This window comes from Tritonibacter horizontis, from assembly GCF_001518015.1.
GTDB lineage: Bacteria > Pseudomonadota > Alphaproteobacteria > Rhodobacterales > Rhodobacteraceae > Epibacterium > Epibacterium horizontis.
In genome coordinates, this window is sequence record NZ_LPUY01000103.1 from 18,893 (window position 1) to 37,614 (window position 18,722).

The 18,722-nt window shown below is 61.9% G+C and carries 15 protein-coding genes and 1 other RNA gene; 10 read left to right on the plus strand and 6 right to left on the minus strand.

Going from position 1 to position 18,722, the window contains the following annotated elements; genetic code table 11:
* Window positions 1-157: 157 nt before the first annotated feature.
* The gene (locus TRIHO_RS19760) at window positions 158-625 is read right to left on the minus strand and encodes an SRPBCC family protein (RefSeq protein WP_068247913.1); all 468 of its coding nucleotides are present in this window, start codon (window positions 623-625) and stop codon (window positions 158-160) included.
* A gap of 74 nt (window positions 626-699) precedes the next feature.
* Window positions 700-1,683, minus strand: coding sequence for an NAD(+) diphosphatase (gene nudC / locus TRIHO_RS19765; RefSeq protein WP_068247953.1), 984 nt, complete (start codon window positions 1,681-1,683; stop codon window positions 700-702).
* 338 nt (window positions 1,684-2,021) lie between these two features.
* Here nudC and TRIHO_RS19770 point away from each other — a divergent pair, with 338 nt between their 5' ends.
* Window positions 2,022-3,875, plus strand: coding sequence for a 5'-nucleotidase C-terminal domain-containing protein (locus TRIHO_RS19770; RefSeq protein WP_232367843.1), 1,854 nt, complete (start codon window positions 2,022-2,024; stop codon window positions 3,873-3,875).
* A 96-nt stretch (window positions 3,876-3,971) separates the two neighbouring features.
* An RNA gene (ffs, locus tag TRIHO_RS19775) (signal recognition particle sRNA small type) lies at window positions 3,972-4,070 on the plus strand.
* A gap of 367 nt (window positions 4,071-4,437) precedes the next feature.
* Here the strand turns inward: ffs and TRIHO_RS19780 are convergent.
* A complete protein-coding gene (locus TRIHO_RS19780; RefSeq protein ID WP_082705233.1) occupies window positions 4,438-5,796 on the minus strand; it encodes a methyl-accepting chemotaxis protein in 1,359 nt (452 codons plus the stop codon).
* Window positions 5,797-6,126: 330 nt separating this feature from the next.
* The gene (locus TRIHO_RS19785; RefSeq protein WP_068247919.1) at window positions 6,127-7,329 is read right to left on the minus strand and encodes an alpha/beta hydrolase; all 1,203 of its coding nucleotides are present in this window, start codon (window positions 7,327-7,329) and stop codon (window positions 6,127-6,129) included.
* Window positions 7,330-7,540: 211 nt separating this feature from the next.
* Between TRIHO_RS19785 and TRIHO_RS19790 the strand changes: the two genes are divergently transcribed.
* A complete protein-coding gene (locus TRIHO_RS19790; RefSeq protein WP_068247922.1) occupies window positions 7,541-8,203 on the plus strand; it encodes a response regulator transcription factor in 663 nt (220 codons plus the stop codon).
* Entirely contained in the window at window positions 8,203-9,597 is a 1,395-nt protein-coding gene (locus TRIHO_RS19795; RefSeq protein WP_068247925.1) for a sensor histidine kinase, read from the plus strand. Before TRIHO_RS19790 ends, TRIHO_RS19795 begins: the two co-directional genes overlap by 1 nt.
* Window positions 9,598-9,684: 87 nt before the next feature.
* Here TRIHO_RS19795 and TRIHO_RS19800 read toward each other — a convergent pair whose 3' ends face one another.
* Complete coding sequence (locus TRIHO_RS19800) at window positions 9,685-10,248, minus strand: protein-tyrosine phosphatase family protein (protein WP_082705236.1); 564 nt, start codon at window positions 10,246-10,248, stop codon at window positions 9,685-9,687.
* A 256-nt stretch (window positions 10,249-10,504) separates the two neighbouring features.
* On the opposite strand from TRIHO_RS19800, the gene TRIHO_RS19805 reads away from it, so the two are divergent.
* From TRIHO_RS19805 to recR, 3 genes are all read left to right on the plus strand, one after another.
* Window positions 10,505-12,334, plus strand: a complete 1,830-nt coding sequence (locus tag TRIHO_RS19805) for a DNA polymerase III subunit gamma/tau (RefSeq protein WP_068247928.1) — start codon at window positions 10,505-10,507, stop codon at window positions 12,332-12,334.
* A 153-nt stretch (window positions 12,335-12,487) separates the two neighbouring features.
* Window positions 12,488-12,832 carry a YbaB/EbfC family nucleoid-associated protein gene (locus tag TRIHO_RS19810; RefSeq protein ID WP_068247931.1) on the plus strand — a complete coding sequence of 115 codons (345 nt, stop codon included), beginning with the start codon at window positions 12,488-12,490 and terminating at the stop codon, window positions 12,830-12,832.
* Window positions 12,833-13,048: 216 nt separating this feature from the next.
* The gene (gene recR / locus TRIHO_RS19815) at window positions 13,049-13,648 is read left to right on the plus strand and encodes a recombination mediator RecR (RefSeq protein ID WP_068247933.1); all 600 of its coding nucleotides are present in this window, start codon (window positions 13,049-13,051) and stop codon (window positions 13,646-13,648) included.
* 326 nt (window positions 13,649-13,974) lie between these two features.
* Here the strand turns inward: recR and ltaE are convergent, their stop codons facing one another.
* Window positions 13,975-15,024 carry a low-specificity L-threonine aldolase gene (gene ltaE, locus TRIHO_RS19820; RefSeq protein ID WP_082705238.1) on the minus strand — a complete coding sequence of 350 codons (1,050 nt, stop codon included), beginning with the start codon at window positions 15,022-15,024 and terminating at the stop codon, window positions 13,975-13,977.
* A gap of 277 nt (window positions 15,025-15,301) precedes the next feature.
* On the opposite strand from ltaE, the gene TRIHO_RS19825 reads away from it, so the two are divergent.
* The 3 genes from TRIHO_RS19825 (at window position 15,302) to TRIHO_RS19835 (ending at window position 18,599) form a co-directional block, all read left to right on the plus strand.
* Window positions 15,302-16,312 (plus strand): NAD-dependent epimerase/dehydratase family protein, encoded by a 1,011-nt coding sequence (locus TRIHO_RS19825; protein WP_068247935.1) that lies wholly within the window; start codon window positions 15,302-15,304, stop codon window positions 16,310-16,312.
* Window positions 16,313-16,472: 160 nt separating this feature from the next.
* Window positions 16,473-17,870: an aminotransferase family protein gene (locus TRIHO_RS19830; protein WP_068247937.1), complete on the plus strand. Its 1,398-nt coding sequence runs from the start codon at window positions 16,473-16,475 to the stop codon at window positions 17,868-17,870.
* Between the two features lie 147 nt (window positions 17,871-18,017).
* Window positions 18,018-18,599, plus strand: a complete 582-nt coding sequence (locus TRIHO_RS19835) for a GNAT family N-acetyltransferase (protein ID WP_068247940.1) — start codon at window positions 18,018-18,020, stop codon at window positions 18,597-18,599.
* The last annotated feature ends 123 nt before the right edge of the window (window positions 18,600-18,722 follow it).

Below are 18,722 nucleotides of genomic sequence, written 5' to 3' on the forward strand. Positions count from 1 at the left end.
ACAGACGCCCCTCGCGAACCCACGGCGATTTGGAGCGATCGCACCCGATGTCCGCTGCCTGTCTCGCAGTGACCAAACAGGGCCGAGACAGGGATCAGCCTGTGGCCCGCCTGCGGTAGAAACCTGTGACCACCTCTGCCGATGGCCGGTTTCGCGCTCAGACGCTAACCCCCAGCCGTTCCTCTGTTGCGCGGGCAAACTCGGCCACGCGCAAGCGGAACTTGCGGTTCAATTTGCTGCGCGCGAGCTTCAGAGACTGCACGAGCAGACGGGCTGCCAGCGTTTTGGGGGTGAGGTTGCACTGCACCGTCATGCGCGTCCGGCGAGGAGACAGCGCCAAAAGCTCCACCTTCATGTCCCCGACCATACCGCTTCCGGTTGCCACCAGCGCGATCGCATTGGGCGGCTCGCTTTCGGCGACGTCCAGTTTCATTTTCCGCTCCGTGCCGCGGAACACAAAGGTCACATCCCAGGACAGGTCGGTCAGGGCGTTGTCCGCCGTCCCATGGCGCTGAACCTCGACCCCCCGTCGAATGGCGGAACGCTCAAAAGTATCAAAATCCGTGATCGCGGCGAAAATATCCGCAATTGGTCCTTCAATGTCTTCCTTGGTCTCGAACTGCATGTCTGGAAATGCTCCGTGATACTTGGCAAAATGTGCGCGGACAGCGAACACCGGCTTAGCCTAAACTATGTTGGTTACCCGAGTGTGTCCGCAACCCAGTTTTCCAGAAGAAAACCGGCAATGGCGCCTTTGCGGGGGCGACGAATTTTTGGATGATGTCCGGCCAGCACATCCATCATGTCCTGTCTGCTCAGCCAAAACGCTTCTTCTATCTCTGTCGGGTCGATGTCGATCTCTTCACTCACCGCCTCTCCGTGGCAGCCGAACATCAGCGACATCGGAAAAGCCCAAGGCTGGCTGGCCAGGTAACGGACAGCGCCGACCCGCACGCCTGCCTCCTCGAAAACCTCGCGCCGCACCGCGGCCTCCATCGTCTCTCCCGGCTCGACAAAGCCGGCGAGCAGGGAATACATGCCTTCCGGCCAGCCCGGCGACCGGCCCAGCAAAACATGGTCGCCGCGTGTGACCAGCATGATCACCACCGGATCGGTCCGGGGGAAATGCGCCGCGGCGCAGGCCACACACCGGCGCTGCCAACCGGCCTGTTCGATGGCGCTCGCATTGCCACATCGGGCGCAGAACCGGTGGCTGGCGTGCCAACTCAGCAGCGCCTTGGCTGTTGCGGCCAGCTCCGCCTCCCGAGGCGACAACCCCATCATGATCACCCGCAATTCGGCAAAGACATGGTCTTCGGGCAGGTCGGGGTGTCGCTGTTCGCTTGGGTCCAGAAAAGTGTTCAGGGTCGCAAGATCCACCTCGGGCGGGGTCCACTCACTGATGTCCACCGCAAAATACCCGGCCCCTTGCGCGCTGCGCCCCAGAAAGATCGCATCTGGGCGCGCCGCGCTCAGCACCGAGTGCGAGGTCGCGACAAACGCCAGTGGCCCGGCCTGTTCGGCACCGGCCGGCCGCATTGCAAGCGGCTTGCCACGCCACAACAGCAACACCTGCGCTGCGGGATCAGACCAAAGGCGGTCCAGCTCTGTCGAATTGGCGCGCAGATGCGCCGCCCGATCAAGGCCACTGCCCCCGAAAGTCACTTGCTCCGCCCGTTTCATCGTTGCCTCGCTTTGGTGTGCCTGCCGAACAACGGCTCCGTCAATCATGCGAATTTTACGTTCGCGATCAATCGTCTCTGCCCGGTCTTTTGCTAGGCGATGCCGCAATCCGCCTGATGACTCAAGCATAAATGCCACAATTTTCAAAATCTGAAAGAAACCTGCGACAGAGGGTTCCGCCGCCCTGACAAGCCTGCTCTTCTCGCCGTTAACTATTTGGATCCCCCGACGCAGCGCAGCCATCTCGGGCTGCGGAGGGAGATCCAGAACGACCAGAATGGCGAAACAAGACGGGACCAAAACGTGATGCGGCAGCGATGACGCGCACTGGTACAGAAATGAAACCAAACTCACGCAGGTTACGGCTTCTTGCGACCTCGGACGTCCATAGCAATCTGCTCAGCCACGACTATTACGCCGACCTCCCGCATCCGGGCATCGGGCTCAGCAGGACCAGCAGCCTCATTTCGCAGGCCCGCGCCGAGGTGGATGCCCTTGGCGGCCTCTGCCTGCTTCTGGACAATGGCGACTGGCTGCAAGGCGGCCCCATAGCCGATGCAAAAACCCGTGTTCCCGGCGCCATGCCCCCGGCGGTGCAAGCCTTTGCGCATCTCAACTATGATGCGGTTGGCCTTGGCAATCACGAATTCAATTTCGGCCTTGAGGTCCTGGGAGAGGCGCTGAAGTCCTTGCCCTGCCCGGCCATTTGTTCCAACTTGCGTTGCCTCGATGATACCGTCGACCTGCCGCTGTCGCGACAGCTGATACTGACGCGAACCTTGCCCGGCGAAGGAGCCGCGCGCCCACCTGTCAAGATTGGGTTGTTTTCGGTCTTGCCGCCCCAGACCTTGATTTGGGACGCGGATCACCTGCAGGGGCGCGTTCAATTTGAGGATATCGTTGACACCGCCCGTAGGTCTATTGCGGACCTCCGGGCCGCCGGGGCCGATGTAGTTGTCGCGCTGGCGCATACGGGGCTTGGCCCGGAACAAATCACGCCGGGGATGGAAAACGCCCTGCGACCGCTGACGGAACTGCCCGGACTGGATGCGGCGATCGGGGGGCACACCCATCTGTTGTTGCCCCCGGAAACAGGACCTGCGGAGAAATTCGATGTGCCCGTGGTCATGCCCGGATCAAATGGATCCCATCTCGGAGTGATTGACCTGACGCTTGAATGGGGCGCAGACCGTTGGCAGGTGGCCGACGCAGGGTGTGAACTGCGCCCAATCAGCACCCGCAGCGCGGACGGGCTGGTCCCAACGGTCCCCGAAGCCCCCGCCCTGGTACGAATTCTGGCGCCCGCGCACGCGCGCACCCGCGCCGTCCTGGCACAGTCGGTTGGCTATGTGGACAAGCCGCATCATTCTTATTTCACGTTCATCGGCGAGGATCGCGCACTGGCGCTCACTGCAGCGGCCCAGGCCGCGGCCGTTCGCCCGACGCTGAACGCCTCTGACCTGGCCAATTATCCGCTTTTGTCTGCCGTCGCGCCCGCAAAATTCGGCGGTCGGGCCGGGCCGCGCAATTACACCGATGTTCCCGGTGGGCTTTTGTCGCGGCGGCATGTGGCCGATATTTGCGTGTTCCCAAACGAGCTGCGCTGCGTGCTGCTCGATGGCGCGCGCCTGCGCGATTGGCTGGAAATGTCAGCCGGTTTTTTCAACCGCCTCGCTCCGACCAAGACCGGAAGCCCACCGATGCGATTGGAAAATAAGGACCGGGCCGGTCACAACTTTGATGTGATCTTCGGGCTGGAGTATGAAATTGACCCCACTGCGGCGGCGCTTTTTGACGCAGAAGGGCGGCGTATCGGTGACGGCGAGGGGCGTATTCGCAATCTCCGTTGGCAGGGCGCACCGGTCAAGCGCGACCAGATGTTCGCCGTCGCACTCAACAGCTACCGCACGACGGGCGGCGGCAATTTCCAGATGCTGGACAATTTGCCCCGGCTGCCGCTGCCCCCGCAAATGGTGCGGGATGCCGTCACGGCCTATATCGAGAGCGACCTCGCCCCCGATCCATTGACCGCACAGCCCTACCCTTGGCGGTTCTGCAAACACCTGGGCGTCGACGCCTGCGCCCTCACCGGACCCGGGGCGCGACCTTTCTTGACCGAGCTGCCCGCCGGTCTCGCCCACCGGGTTGAGGTCACGGAGGACGGATTCCTGGCCCTCTACCTTTCGCTCTGACCTCGGCAGGCCGACGCCCAGTGTGGCCATCCTACCGCATTGGAAACCCGCGCGCTGTGGGTTGTCATTTTTCGGTCACTTCCCTATATCGGGATTCGAGAGGTTGGCGCGGGCGAGCGCCTCGCCAACCTGGTCAGGTCCGGAAGGAAGCAGCCACAACGAGCCCCGCTTGGGTCGATGTCCAACCTCTCACCTCTCTCTCCGCCAGATTTTTGAGATGTCACAAGGGCCTTTCCTGCAAGGGTGCCTTGCCGTTTAGAGACCCGTTCGCGCACCAGAAAACATGTCTATGTGGCAGGGGAAGGTACGCGCCGTCACACTCGAAGGCGGTCGTCTTAACCCGCGCCTCCCGGTGTTTCGGAACCTTGGCACACGGCGTGGCTCCGCAGGGACGGGCAATCAATACCGCCGCACAGCGCCGCAATTTGGCCCAGTCGGAGCCAGCCGCACGCGCAGCTGGCGAACCGACTGTAGGTGGGGCGCGCATAGGTAGACCGCCAAGGTGGCAACGATAGCCGCAGACAAAAGCCCACCAAAATGGCGCGCTCAGAACCCGCAACGCTTATTCCGCTGCGATACAGTCTTGATCCGCTTGGCCAGACGGCATCTGACTGGCGCCTGACCCGCCCCCGATCTTAAAGCGGGCAATCTCACGCGTCATTTCCTTGGCATCCTGTGCCAGGCTGGTGCTGGCAGCCGTGGTTTCTTCGACCATCGCTGCATTGGTTTGTGTGACACCATCCAGTTGGCCAATGCCTGTATTTATCTCGTTCAGGGTGACCGCCTGTTCCTCAGCGCCACGGGCAATCTCAGTGACATTTGCGGCAATGGAATTGATGCTTTTGATGATCGTTTCCAGTTCGGTTCCGGACCGCGCCACCAGTGTCACGCCATTGGTCACATGGATCGAGCTTTGCGTGATCAGCCCCTTGATCTCACCGGCAGCATCTGCCGAACGCTGTGCAAGACCGCGCACCTCGGAGGCGACAACGGCAAAGCCGCGACCGGCGTCGCCAGCCCGCGCCGCCTCGACCCCGGCATTGAGCGCAAGCAGATTGGTCTGGAACGCAATGTCGTCAATGACCGAAATGATTTTCGAGATCTCGTTGGAGGAGTCCTCGATCTGCGACATCGCCTTGATCGTGTCCGTCACCACCTCGCCGCTTTTTTCGACCGTATCGCGCGCGGTTCTGACGGTCGCTTCCACGTCTTTTGCGCCTTCGGCCGCGGAACGAACCGTTGCGGTCAGTTGCTCCACAGCGGCCGCGGTCTGTTCGAGTGTCGCCGCCTGATTTTCGGTCCGTTGCGACAATTCCCCGGAAGAGGACTGAAGCTCGTCGGCGGTGGTCTCCACCCGATGCGCGACCGCTCCGGCGGTAGACATCGCTTGTTCAAGCGCCTCAACGGCCTGATTGTAGGAACTCGACAGGCGTTGAATATCATCCAGATCCGAGGCCTTGCACCGGTGGGTCAAATTGCCGTCCCGCAGCTCTTCAAGGGCGGTCGCGATACTCAGCAACTCGCCCCGGCGCTGGGTAATATCCGTCGCGATTTTCATGATCCGCAGGACCTTGCCATCGTCGTCGAGAAGTGGTGCATATGTGGCCTGGATCCAAACCACCTCGCCATCCTTGCGCACGCGCGGGAATTGATCGGCCATAAAGGCCCCTTCCGCGAGATCTTCCCACATCTTTTTGTAGCGTTCTGTTTTGGCGAATGTTTCGTAAACGAACATTCTGTGATGCTGGCCAATAATTTCCTCAGCGGAATAACCGAGCGTCTTTAGAAAATTTTCATTTGCGCGAATGATTGTGCCATCAGGTTCGAATTCGATTACGGCCTGAGTGCGATTAATCATCTCACTCATCATGTGATCGTCGGACACAGTATGGTCCTTCGGCGGTTTTCGTTTGAAAAACATTCAGGCACCCTTGAGGTAAGGTCGTGTAGCCGAAACCTACGCAATGGGTCCTTGACACCCCCCTAATCCAGAGACCGCTTTTCATTTTTTTTGCAATTTTGACGTTTGTTTCTATTTGAAAACACCCGCAGAGCGCCATGCGATTTATCTGCAGGTCAGGCTTGCGGGTCCTTCACAGAATTCCGCATCAAGGCGAAAGGTCAGATTCCGGCAGCCCTGCCCTCCGCCCCCCGGTTTCAGAATGCGCTGGCCCTCGGAGCCACAAAAAGTGGACTGGGCGGGCGATGTAACAATCCCCCGCCCAGTCCATCGCCAAACCTTGCGGATCGCTTAGGGACGGACCTTGCTTGCGATCCAGGCCGCGATCACCGGCTCGCGGTATTTATGTTCCGGGCAATGTCCCTCTTCGTGAAAGACCAGCGTATCGACATCCGTGCCACGTTCGGTCAGTTTGGACATCTCCGCCAAAGGCGCCACCGGGTCGTTATGCGTTGTCACCGCAAAGAGTGGCGTTGTGATCGGATCCCCCTCGAATGCACCGGATTTTCCCACCGCAAAGACGCGGACCTTATCGGCAAACGTCTCCCACGAAGCGTCAAGCGGCAGGCCGATCCGGGTTTTCAGCCCATCCGTCGTGAATTGCGGCAACTGCGCATAGACCTCGGCAGAGGCCAGAAACGGCGCGTGCAGCGGGCCGCAGGTATAGATCACCCCGGCCAGGTCAAGCTCCGGGTGCAGCGCCCACAGACGCGCGGCGGAATGGCCGCCAAAACTGACGCCCTGTGCAAAGATGTTGTTGTTTTGCAACCTTGGGTCGGACTTGGCCCAGTCAATCGCCGCCAAATGCAGCTTCTCCGACTGCCCATCCGCCATGTCAAAGGCACCCGAACGCCCCAGGCCAGGCATGTCGATGCTCAGATACGCGATCCCCTTGGGCATCAGATGCTCGGTGAAATAGGTCATCGCCAGAACGCTGGACATGTCGGAGCCGTTGGAAAACACCAATACCGGAAATGGACCCGCGCCCGCCGGGAGATGCAGATGGGCGGTAAAGCTGTGCCCGTCGCGGTCCAGCTGGATCTCTTCATAGGTCGCGACCCCCTCCATGGCCCTCGCATAGGCCGCACGCGCGTTTTCCAGGGCCTCGGCCATGCCGGGCTGATTGCTATGGGGGGCTGCGGCGGTGTGGTAGTAGGTTATCGCGGCCCGATAGCGGCCCTCGGCCATGGCCTGATCTCCGGCGGCGCTGAACTCATACACCCAATTGCCCGGGCGGAATGCGCGGATCGTATCTGGCTGTTCGGGGTTGGCACGCACCCCTTCGGCCTGCTCGATCCGGGTGAGAACCTCCATGATCTCGTCCTCTTCGCCCCCGAGATAAACCCAATTGTCCGGTTCGACAGGATGATACCAGTCCCCATCGCCAATCGCGCGGAACATGCTGCCATCCATCTGTTGAGCCGAAGGGGCGGTGGTGCCCATGGTGAACATCGCGAGCGCGACGCCGAGCGAAATCAAGGCGTGCTTTGACATGTCATTCCTCCTGAGGTTTTTGGACATGCGGGACCGGAGGCAGTGAAATGCCATTTCTCGAGGACCTTCTGGCAAGATCATGTCACGGCCCCACGTTGCAAACGCCGCTCTTTCGGACAGAAACCTGAACACAGGCTGAGCAGAGTAAAAAGCCCGTTCAGGTTGCGTTAAGCTTGCTGCGATGAGAGAGCCGCCCACCAAAGGAACACAGATGCGCGTATTGCTTATAGAGGATGATGACATCATCGCAGATGCCGTCGGCATCCGGTTTCGCCGCGATGGTGTGCAGCTCGATCACCTCGTCAGCTGCGCGGATTTGTCCGCCAAAGACGCCGATGCAGATTTTGATGTGATCGTATTGGATCTGGGGCTGCCGGGGGCGGATGGTTTGGATTTCCTGCGCCTTCTGCGTCAACGCGACTGCACCGTTCCGGTTCTGGTCTTTACTGCGCGATACGCCGTCACCGCCCGTGTCGAAGCCCTGAACCTCGGGGCCGATGACTATCTGACCAAACCCTTTGATATGGACGAGTTGATGGCGCGCTGTCGCGCCCTCGCCCGGCGGCGCGGCGGCTGGACCCCAACTGTTCTGAGGCACCGGGATCTGACCCTCGACACCGGGGCCAGTCAGGGCAGCATCGGTGACCGACCGCTCCGGCTGAAGCCCAAAGTGTTTCAGCTTCTTCAGTATTTCATCGAAAACCGGGGCCGGGTTCTGACCAAATCCATGATCGAATCCCAGCTCTATGGCTGGAACGGCGACGTCGAGAGCAACACAATCGAGGTTTTCGTTTCGCAGATCCGACGCGAGATCGGATCGGACTATATCAAAACCATCCGGGGGCTTGGCTATCTCATGCCGCGTGACGATTGATGAAAACCATCCAACAAACCGTTTTTCTCCGGGTGCTGGCGGCCACCGCGTCCTGTAGCATTTCTCTCTGCATCGTTGTGTTTTTGATGGTGGCCCAGGAATTTCGCAGCGAATTGCAAAGCCAATCGCGCCACGCCGCCGACCTGATACTGACGCTTGCCAGAACTGCCGCGCCAAGCACCTTTTCCAACCTGCATCAAGACCCGCCGCAGGCCGGCGAACAAAATCGCGAATATGTACTGTTCATCCATGACGGCGCGCAGGTCACCTATGCCTCCTGGTCGGCCGAGCCGCCGGACCTCTCCACCCTGTCAGGCGACCGCATCGTGGTGGAGGGACGCACCTATCTGATGGAACGCCAGCACGACCCCAAGACCAATGCGGTCGTCGCCGTCGGAGTCCTGAAGCAGGAAACCTACCTCGCCTCGCTTGAAATCGTCGGCTATACAGTGGTCGTTTTCCTTTTGGTCATGGGCGGCATGCTGTGGCTGATCCGCCGCTCGATCCACGTCGGGCTGCGTCCGATCCACCGGCTGGCCAGAGCGGTCTCAGAACGACACTCCACAAGGCTCGACCCAATAGAGCTGTCAGTCCCGTCGGAACTCAGGCCCATCGCAGATGCGACAAATACATTTCTGGGTGATCTGCGCCGGACCTTGCTGCGCGAACGCGAATTCATCTCCAACGCGGCGCATGAACTGCGCACACCGCTGACCGGGATCATTGCCCAGATCGACGCGGTGCCCGTTCAGGACGTGTCAGAGGGTGTCAAAGCCCAGCTTGACAAGATCCGCAGCTCGGCGCTGCGCTCGGCGCGACAGGTGGGCCAATTGCTGGATCTGGCCTTTGCCGAATCGCAGGCCGATACAGCCACGCACCCGGTTGATCTGCGCGAGGTCCTAAAGGACGTACTGATCGAGCGCGCCCCGGCCGCCCTGCAAAAGGAACTGGATGTTGAACTGATCGCCGACACCCCGGTCATGGTCCTATTGCCTGAAACCTCGCTTCAGATCGTTTTTCAGAACCTGATTGGCAACGCGATAAACTATTGCGCGCGGCCGGGGCGAATTCTGGTGCAATGCGAGACCTCAAAAAATGGGGTTATCGTGACAATATCGGACAATGGCCCCGGCCTGTCATCATCCGAAATTGCGCTTTTGACCAAAAGACACAATCGTGGAAAACCCTCCCTGACCGCAGACCGCGGGCATGGGCTTGGCCTGTCGATTGTCTCCGAGCTTTGTTTGGCGATGGATTTGCAATTGTCTTTTTCTCAGTCAAAAGAACTGGGCGGGCTGGCCGTCTGCGTTCACATGCCTTTGATGGACGATCCGGCACGACCGGAAAATGCGTTTTCAATCCGACCGGGCCTGCGGTGTCCAGAAACCGGTTAAAACAGCCGTGGCAGGGTTTGGTCGTTCAGGTCCAATGCCACAAGGCGCCGCAGTGTCGACCCAATCAACCTGCCCGCGCCTGCCGCGTCACGCCCGCGGGGTCTTGCGCCGCCTGCCATAGGCCCAGGCCATCTGCGCATCGGTTTCCACTGCGCAGGGTCGCACGGCCCGCAAACGCGCCAGCGCGGCATCCGGGCGTTCGCCGCATTCGATCATCAGCCGCAGCGCAATCATACCAGACCGCCCGCAGCCGCCTTTGCAATGGACCAGCACCCGACCGCCGCCGGTCAAGGCCTGCCGTGCCAAGGCGCTGATTTCGGGCCAGCGTTCATGCACGGCCCCGGCCGGAATCTGATAGTCCTCGATCGGCATGTGGAACCAGCGACTGCCCAAACCCTGGATATCAGAGCCGAGGGTTTCGACCCCCAGGATCACATGCTCGACACGGGTGGTGAGGGTGATCACGATGGAGGGGCGCCATTCTCTGATCAGGTGGAGATCCTGCTTGTAGAGCCCGCCCGCACCCGGCACCGGGCTCAGCGCGAGAATGCCGTCGGCAACGGACAACGCATGCAGGGTCAGGGTCTGGGCCTGACATTGGACGTGGTTCTGGTCTGTCTGCACAAACTGTCGGTCGGAAACACTTACCATTTAATCCCCCCCGGGAAACACCGCGCACAAATACCGCGATCGAGCGTCTATTACCTTAGACTCGGCTCGGCCCGGTCGGGGAGTCTTTTTTGCGCCCCCGCCTCAAAGAGCTGACCAATGTGGTCCAGGCGCAAGAGCGGTGGACGAACGCCGCAGCGCCCCTTAGTTTGCACCAAAGACCCTGCAGCAGAGGCGAATCCGGCCCCCCGGCCGACAGGACCCTCCACGCTGCCTTTGACAGACCCGAAAGGCCCCCATGAGCGAGCACAGCCCCGATACCCCTGCTGGGACCTCATCCGGCCCTTACCAAGTTCTGGCGCGCAAATACCGGCCCGAGACTTTTGCCGATCTGGTCGGCCAGGATGCGATGGTGCGGACGCTGAAGAACGCCTTTGCCGCCGACCGGATCGCGCAGGCGTTTATCATGACCGGCATCCGCGGGACGGGGAAAACCACCACCGCGCGGATCATCGCCAAGGGCATGAATTGCATCGGCCCCGATGGCGCCGGCGGGCCGACGACGGAACCCTGCGGCACCTGCGAACATTGCGTGGCCATCATGGAAGGTCGCCACGTTGACGTGATGGAGATGGACGCGGCATCGCGCACCGGCGTCGGCGACATTCGCGAAATCATTGATAGCGTCGCCTATCGTGCGGCCTCGGCCCGTTACAAGATCTATATCATAGATGAGGTCCACATGCTGTCGACTTCCGCCTTCAACGCGCTGTTGAAGACGCTGGAAGAACCGCCCGCGCATGTGAAGTTCATCTTTGCCACCACCGAGATCCGCAAGGTACCGGTGACCGTTCTGTCGCGCTGCCAGCGGTTTGACCTGCGCCGGATCGAACCCGAAGTGATGATCGCGCTTCTGCAGCGGATCGCTGCGGCCGAGGGCGCTCAAATCGCCGAGGATGCCCTGGCCCTGATCACCCGGGCCGCCGAAGGCTCGGCAAGGGACGCCACCTCGCTGCTGGATCAGGCGATTTCTCACGGGGCCGGCGAAACCACGGCCGACCAGGTGCGCGCGATGCTGGGGCTGGCGGACCGTGGGCGCGTGCTGGACCTGATGGACATGATCCTGCGTGGCGATGCCGCGGCGGCGCTGACAGAGCTGTCCGGCCAATATGCCGAAGGGGCGGACCCGATGGCGGTGCTGCGCGATCTGGCCGAGATCACGCATTGGGTGTCGGTCGTGAAGATCACACCGGACGCCGCCGAAGACCCCACCATCAGCCCGGATGAACGTCGCCGAGGTCAGGACATGGCCAACCGCCTGCCGATGCGCGTGCTGACGCGCATGTGGCAGATGTTGTTGACCTCGCTGGAAGAAGTCGCCGCCGCGCCCAATGCGATGATGGCAGCCGAGATGGCGATCATCCGCCTGACCCATGTGGCCGACCTGCCTTCACCCGAAGAATTGTTGCGCAAACTGCAGGACACGCCCCCGCCGCCCCCCGGCGCCGAAATCGGCAATGGTGGACATCCCCTGCAGAGCCGGGGATCGCCTGCGGCGAGCGGGGGGGGCGGGGCTCCGGCCTACGCCTCCGCCCCGCCGCAGGGCGCACCCGGTGGGAGCCAGGGCAGTGGGCCCACCATGTCGTCAGGGGGCGGGCAGGCCCTGGCCGTCGCGCCACAAACCGATACAGCCCTGGCCAGATATCCAAGTTTTGACCATATTCTGGAGCTGATCCGACATCACCGCGATGTGAAATTGCTGGTCGAGGTCGAGGGCGGCATACGGCTGGTGTCCTACCAGCCCGGTCGGATCACCTTTACCCCAGCGGCGCAGGCCTCCAGGGATCTGGCGGCACGACTGGGCACCGCACTGCAGAACTGGACCGGCAGCCGCTGGGTGGTCTCGATCTCCCCCGATGGCGATGCGCCGACAATCGCCGAGCTGCGCGACGCCGCCGACACCGCCCTGCGGGAAAAGGCAACGGAACATCCGCTGGTACAGGCCGTTCTGGCCCGCTTTCCCACTGCCAGGATCACCAAGATCCGAACCCCGGAAGAGTTGGAAGCCGAAGTTCAGGCCGAGGCCTTGCCCGAGGTCGAGGATGAATGGGATCCCTTCGAAGAATAAGCAGGTCGGCCATCGTCAGGGCCCCCGGCTGCGGTATCGGGCGTGCTGCGCAAAACCACATCGGTGATACCGCGACGTTCCGGGCTTTGCCCTTGCCTGCGCCGACCACCGCACGTATCTAACAAGGCAACCTGACATCAGGAGTGATAGGATATGTTCAAAGGTCTTGGTGGCCTCGGCGATATGGCCGGGATGATGAAAAAAGCCCAGGAGATGCAGACCAAAATGGGTGAAATGCAGGAAGAGCTGCATAACATCATGGTCGTCGGCGAAGCCGGTGCAGGCCTCGTGAAGGCGACGGCCTCTGCAAAGGGAGATCTGAAGTCGCTCGATATCGACCCCTCGATCTTCAACAGCGATGACAAGGAAGTGGTCGAAGACCTGATCCTCGCCGCCGTCAAGGATGCGCAGGCCAAGGCCGCCGAGCGCGCCCAGGCGGAAATGGCGCAACTGACAGAGGGACTTGGCCTGCCCAAGGATATGAAGCTGCCCTTCTAGGGGCCTTTGCTTTGGTCACAGCGGCGAAAGGCGGCCAGGCGGTCGCCTTTTTTCGTGACCCGGCGCGCGGTGGGCAGTTTTTGTCATGGCCTGCGGGTCGCCTGGGCCGGTCTCTGCGTTTCAGAGCGCCCCCATGCGTCAGCGACAGAGCAGCCTGCGCTTGCACTTTTCCCAACGATGCGACCTAATTGAACATATGCGGAACAGGGTGAGGTCATGGCCGAACAGGATATGCGCGAGATCGAAACGCTGATTGCCTTGATGGCAAAGATGCCGGGACTGGGACCACGCTCGGCCCGGCGCGCTGTGCTGCACCTTATCCGCAAACGCGCGCTGGTTCTGACGCCGCTGGCGGATGCCATGAGCCGGGTTGCCGAAACCGCGCGGGAATGCCTCAACTGCGGCAATGTCGGAACCCGCGAGATCTGCGCCCTTTGCGCGGATGCGACACGCGAGAATGGCGAACTCTGTGTGGTCGAAGATGTGGCTGACCTCTGGGCGATGGAGCGCGCTGCGGTCTTCAAGGGCCGATACCATGTGCTGGGCGGGACATTGTCGGCGCTGGACGCCGTGGGGCCGGAGGACCTGCGCATTCCGCGTCTGGTGGACCGGGTGACCAGCGAAGGCGTGACCGAGGTCATTCTTGCCCTCAACGCGACCATCGACGGACAGACCACCGCCCACTACATCGCAGATCAGCTCTCAGGGCGTGTGAAGCTGACATCGCTGGCGCAGGGCGTCCCGATCGGGGGCGAGTTGGACTACCTCGACGATGGCACGATTTCTGCCGCACTTCGGGCTCGCAAAGAGATCTGAGCCGCTTCGGGAAACCCCGCGCTGACCGTCGACTGTGGGCGGCGGCGTCCAGATTTATATTGTGCGATCCCATCTGAATGGGCCAGGCCTGTTGTGCCCGCAGGGCGCAACAGGCGCGCCGCGCGTCTGCGCGCAGGCGCCACGCCCAACGTCAGGCTGAGCAGCTTTGCTGCTGTGTCTGGGGGCGGGAGCCGCCCCCTTTGACACTCGCCCGGATTGCAGCTTGCGAAGGTCGTGATGCGCCGACCCAGGCAGGCTTTTCAGGTATCTAGGTTCGTCAGCTATCCAGTTTGCGCACCGCCCGGTTCTCCCACCGCCCGGATGGCTCAGGCGTAATGTGACTTGAGGGCGGATTGCAGGAGCGCGAAGGCGTCATCGCCAATATCTTTGTGCAAGACCATGCGGATGGCGCCGGACCCACCCGCCGAGATCACAATCCCCTGCGCGGCGAGCCTCTGGCCCAGGGCCGCGTTGTCCTGCGCCTCCGGGGAGAAGAACACCATATTGGTGTTCTGCTCAACCGCCCCCGCCCCCAGGCCTCGCAGGGTTTCTGCAAGTTCCGTCGCACGGGCGTGGTCTTCGGCCAGACGGGCCACATTGTGCTCCAGCGCATATAGCCCCGCCGCAGCCAGCACGCCTGCTTGCCGCATGCCGCCACCGACCATTTTGCGCCAGCGGCGCGCCTTGGCGATGAAAGCTTCGGGACCAACAAGGACCGAACCGACCGGTGCCCCAAGCCCCTTGGAAAGGCAGATGGACACCGTATCAAAACGCCCCGCGATGTCGGCCAGATCACAGCCCAGCGCGATCGCGGCGTTGAACACCCGTGCCCCGTCCAGATGCGCCGACAGCCCCGCAGACCGCGCCACAGAGATGCATTGATCCAGCCGCGCAAGCGGGACGACCTTGCCGTTGTGGGTATTTTCCATCGACAGCAGGCGCGAAATCGGATGGTGGGAATCGTCATCCTTGATCGCAGCGGCAATCTCCTCGGGGCGCAATCCGCCATCCGGCGCGACGGCCAGCGGGTCCATCACGATGCCGCCCAGTGCCGATGCGCCCCCCGCCTCGTATTTGTAAATGTGATAGTCGCGCCCGGTTATGATTTCTTCGCCCCGGCCACAATGGGACAGCAAGGCCACAAAGTTGCTCTGGGTTCCGGTGGGCAGGAACAGTGCCGCCTCCATCCCGGACCGCTCCGCCAGGCTGCGCTCCAGCTGGTTGACAGCCGGATCTTCGCCATAAACATCATCCCCCACCTCTGCTGCCGCCATGACGGCCCGCATGCCTGCATCAGGGCGAGTCACCGTATCGCTGCGCAAATCGCAGATCACATCAGCGATATTGGTGCCGGGGGTCTGTGCATATTGACTCATCATTGTCTCCTTGAGGGGCAGGCATCCGGCCATCCAAACGATCCGGCTGCCCCGATAGTGCAACCGCAGCACATTGCAGTGCAATGCCTCGGTGCGTAACAGGTACAATCCTGCCGGCCCAGCCTCAACTCCGGTCCCCGCCCGCGCCCGCAGCCGCTGTGGCGCCACGCTGCCGCCCCCGCGCGAGGCCGCGATGCAACGGTGCAACAGGGTTGACTTTGCCGCCCGAGATGACACCTAGACCGCACGGACCCGCCGCAGAACACTGGAGACCGCCATGCCAACCGCCCTCGTGACCGGATCCGCAGGATTCATCGGGTTTCACTGCTGCCAGCGATTGTTGCGGGACGGGTATCAGGTGGTCGGACTGGACGCGATGACAGACTACTATGATGTCACCCTGAAAGAGGCGCGGCACCGAATGCTCGCAGCCTTGCCCGGGTTTCGCGCGGTCATCGGCGCGGTGGAGACTCCGGGTCTGTTGATGTCGCTGATGCAGGAGGTTCAACCAGACGTCGTGATCCACCTCGCCGCGCAGGCCGGTGTTCGCTATTCCATCGACAATCCGCGCAGCTATCTGGACTCCAACCTTGTCGGAACCTTTGAACTGCTCGAAGCAGCACGGGCGGTGCCGCCGCGCCACCTTCTGCTGGCCTCGACCAGCTCGGCCTATGGCTCCAACACGGCAATGCCCTATCGGGAAACCGAACAAGCCGACCACCAGATGTCGTTTTATGCCGCCACCAAAAAAGCGACCGAAAGCATGGCGCATTCCTATGCCCATCTCTACGATCTGCCGGTCACCATGTTTCGCTTCTTTACCGTCTATGGGCCGTGGGGCCGCCCGGACATGGCGCTTTTCAAATTCACCAAAGCCATCCTCTCCGACGTGCCGATTGATATCTATAATCATGGCGAGATGAAGCGGGACTTCACCTATATCGACGATCTTGTCACCGGCATCCGGCTTTTGGTGGACGCGGTTCCTGAACGGCTCACCTCGGGCCAGCCACTGGCCGACGACAGCCTCTCTCCGGTGGCGCCTTGGCGGGTTGTCAACATCGGCAACGGTCAGTCCGTCCCCCTGATGGACTATATCGGCGCACTGGAGGCCGCTCTGGGCCGCGAGGCCCGCAAGAATTTCATGCCAATGCAGGCCGGAGATGTGCCCGCCACATGGGCCGATACCACGCTCTTGCACCGGTTGACCGGATTTGCCCCACAAACCAGCGTCCAGGACGGCGTCGCGCGCTTTGTTGCGTGGTATCTGGACTACACCGGCAGCTGACCCCGGCCGACCTGCGGCAGCCGCTCTGATGTGGTCTCAAATCTCGCTTGCATCTGGACCTATCCCTATTGCGAAATTTCCCCTTTGGTGACCCCCAACGGACTCCGCCCTGCGACAGCCAGGGCGTGACCGCGCGTTCTCACTTCAGAAAGGGCCTGTCATGCACGGCACGTTCACCGACAACGACCTCAGCCACGTGATTTCCGCCGACAAGGCACACGTCTGGCACCACCTCGTGCAGCACAAACCCTTTGAAACCTCCGATCCGCGGATCATCGTCGAGGGTAAAGGCATGCGCGTCTGGGATCAGAATGGCAAGGAATGGCTGGATGCCGTCTCCGGCGCCGTCTGGACCGTCAACGTCGGCTATGGCCGTGAAAGCATTGCCAAGGCGGTCTACGACCAGACCATGAAAATGTGCTATTTCGCCCAGGCCGCAGGGTCTGTTCCCGGTGCGCTTTTTGCCGAGAAGCTGATCGACAAGATGCCCGGCATGTCGCGCGTCTATTATTGCAACTCCGGTTCCGAGGCCAACGAGAAGGCGTTCAAGATGGTGCGCCAGATCGCGCACAAGAAATACGGCGGCAAGAAGACCAAGATCCTTTACCGCGACCGCGACTATCATGGCTCCACCCTCGCTGCGATGTCCGCAGGCGGTCAGGAAGAGCGCAACATGCAGTACGGCCCCTTCGCGCCCGATTTCGTCAAGGTTCCGCACTGCATGGAGTATCGCAAGCACGAGCTGGGGCTGGAACATCTGTCGGGCGCGGCGTTCGGCCTTGCGGCGGCCAACCTGATCGAAGAGGTGATCCTGCGCGAAGGCCCTGAAACCGTCGGCGCGCTGTGTCTGGAGCCGGTCACCGCAGGCGGCGGTGTCATCGAGGCGCCCGAGGGCTATTGGCCGCGCGTGCAGGAGATCTGCAAACAGTACGACATCCTTCTGCACATCGACGAAGTGGTCTGCGGTCTGGGCCGCACAGGCACCTGGTTTGGCTATCAGCACTACGGCATCCAGCCCGATTTTGTGACCATGGCCAAAGGCGTCGCCTCGGGTTATGCGGCGATTGCCTGCATGGTGGCCACCGAAGAGGTCTTTGATCTGTTCAAGGACGACCCCTCCGACAAGATGAACTATTTCCGTGATATCTCCACCTTTGGCGGCTGTACCGCCGGACCGGCGGCAGCCCTGGAAAACATGCGCATCATCGAGGACGAGAACCTCCTGGACAACTGCACCGCCATGGGCGCGCGGATGATGGCCAACCTCGAGGCGCTGAAGGAAAAACACGCCGTTATCGGCGACGTGCGTGGCAAGGGTCTGTTTCTGGGCGCGGAACTGGTCAGCGACCGCGACACCAAGGAACCTGTGGACGAAGCGCTGGCGCAAAGGGTCGTGGCAGAGGCCGGCAATCACGGCGTCATCATTGGCGTGACCAACCGCTCCGTGCCGGGCCGCAACAACACCTTGTGTTTCTCGCCCGCGCTGATCGCCACGGCCGCAGACATCGACCAGATCACCGATGCCGTGGACAAGGCACTGACGACCGTCTTCGGCTGATCGCCGACGCCCAGCCTGCGGCGCGTTTTGTCAACGGCGTTGGGCCGTGAAATTGGTCCTCTACAGATCCAGACAGGTGGCCCTTTCATCCGGGCCGCCTGTCGGGCAATGGACCTCTCGAACACGACATGCAAAAGGCTCCTTCTCATGTGGATGACCCCGACCGAACTTTCCAGTGACCGCGCCGCGCTGGTCCCGCTCAGCCACGATCACGGCCCCGCCCTGGCCGAAGCTGCCGCCGATGGCGCGTTGCATCGCCTGTGGTACACGACCGTTCCGGCCCCCGACGCGGTGGCGGCAGAGATCGACCGCCGACTGGCCCTGCTGGACAGCGGCAGCATGGTGCCCTTTGCCATCCTCGACGCCACCGGCCGCGCCGTCGGCATGACCACCTATATGAACATCGACCACAGCAATCGGCGGGTCGAGATCGGCTCCACCTGGTATCGCAAGGCGGTGCAGCGCAGCGGGCTGAACACCGCGATCAAGCGGCTTATGCTCGCCCATGCCTTCGAGGCCAAGGACGCTATAGCGGTGGAGTTCCGCACCCATTTCCTGAACCGGCAGAGCCGCGCAGCCATCGAACGGCTCGGGGCCCGGCTGGATGGTATTCTGCGCGCCCATATGATCCTGCCAGATGGCAGCCTGCGCGACACAGCGGTTTATTCCATCACCGCCGCCGAATGGCCTATGGTGCGGACCAACCTCGATTTTCTTGCAGCACGGTAGCAGCAGGCAGTAGGTCAGGCGGGCGGCAGGCAGGCAGGTCGCCTTCGCCTGCCAACGGGAGGCCTCAACCGGGCGGTTGTCAGAAAGCCGACGACCGCGCCCTGCGTCAGCAGGGAGCCCGGC

Bases quoted from the DNA above. Each gene is read 5' to 3' on its own strand.
- TRIHO_RS19760 (WP_068247913.1), bottom strand. From the start codon at position 625: ATGCAGTTCGAGACCAAGGAAGACATTGAAGGACCAATTGCGGATATT.
- nudC (WP_068247953.1), bottom strand. From the start codon at position 1,683: ATGAAACGGGCGGAGCAAGTGACTTTCGGGGGCAGTGGCCTTGATCGG.
- TRIHO_RS19770 (WP_232367843.1), top strand. From the start codon at position 2,022: ATGAAACCAAACTCACGCAGGTTACGGCTTCTTGCGACCTCGGACGTC.
- TRIHO_RS19780 (WP_082705233.1), bottom strand. From the start codon at position 5,796: ATGTTTTTCAAACGAAAACCGCCGAAGGACCATACTGTGTCCGACGAT.
- TRIHO_RS19785 (WP_068247919.1), bottom strand. From the start codon at position 7,329: ATGTCAAAGCACGCCTTGATTTCGCTCGGCGTCGCGCTCGCGATGTTC.
- TRIHO_RS19790 (WP_068247922.1), top strand. From the start codon at position 7,541: ATGCGCGTATTGCTTATAGAGGATGATGACATCATCGCAGATGCCGTC.
- TRIHO_RS19795 (WP_068247925.1), top strand. From the start codon at position 8,203: ATGAAAACCATCCAACAAACCGTTTTTCTCCGGGTGCTGGCGGCCACC.
- TRIHO_RS19800 (WP_082705236.1), bottom strand. From the start codon at position 10,248: ATGGTAAGTGTTTCCGACCGACAGTTTGTGCAGACAGACCAGAACCAC.
- TRIHO_RS19805 (WP_068247928.1), top strand. From the start codon at position 10,505: ATGAGCGAGCACAGCCCCGATACCCCTGCTGGGACCTCATCCGGCCCT.
- TRIHO_RS19810 (WP_068247931.1), top strand. From the start codon at position 12,488: ATGTTCAAAGGTCTTGGTGGCCTCGGCGATATGGCCGGGATGATGAAA.
- recR (WP_068247933.1), top strand. From the start codon at position 13,049: ATGGCCGAACAGGATATGCGCGAGATCGAAACGCTGATTGCCTTGATG.
- ltaE (WP_082705238.1), bottom strand. From the start codon at position 15,024: ATGAGTCAATATGCACAGACCCCCGGCACCAATATCGCTGATGTGATC.
- TRIHO_RS19825 (WP_068247935.1), top strand. From the start codon at position 15,302: ATGCCAACCGCCCTCGTGACCGGATCCGCAGGATTCATCGGGTTTCAC.
- TRIHO_RS19830 (WP_068247937.1), top strand. From the start codon at position 16,473: ATGCACGGCACGTTCACCGACAACGACCTCAGCCACGTGATTTCCGCC.
- TRIHO_RS19835 (WP_068247940.1), top strand. From the start codon at position 18,018: ATGTGGATGACCCCGACCGAACTTTCCAGTGACCGCGCCGCGCTGGTC.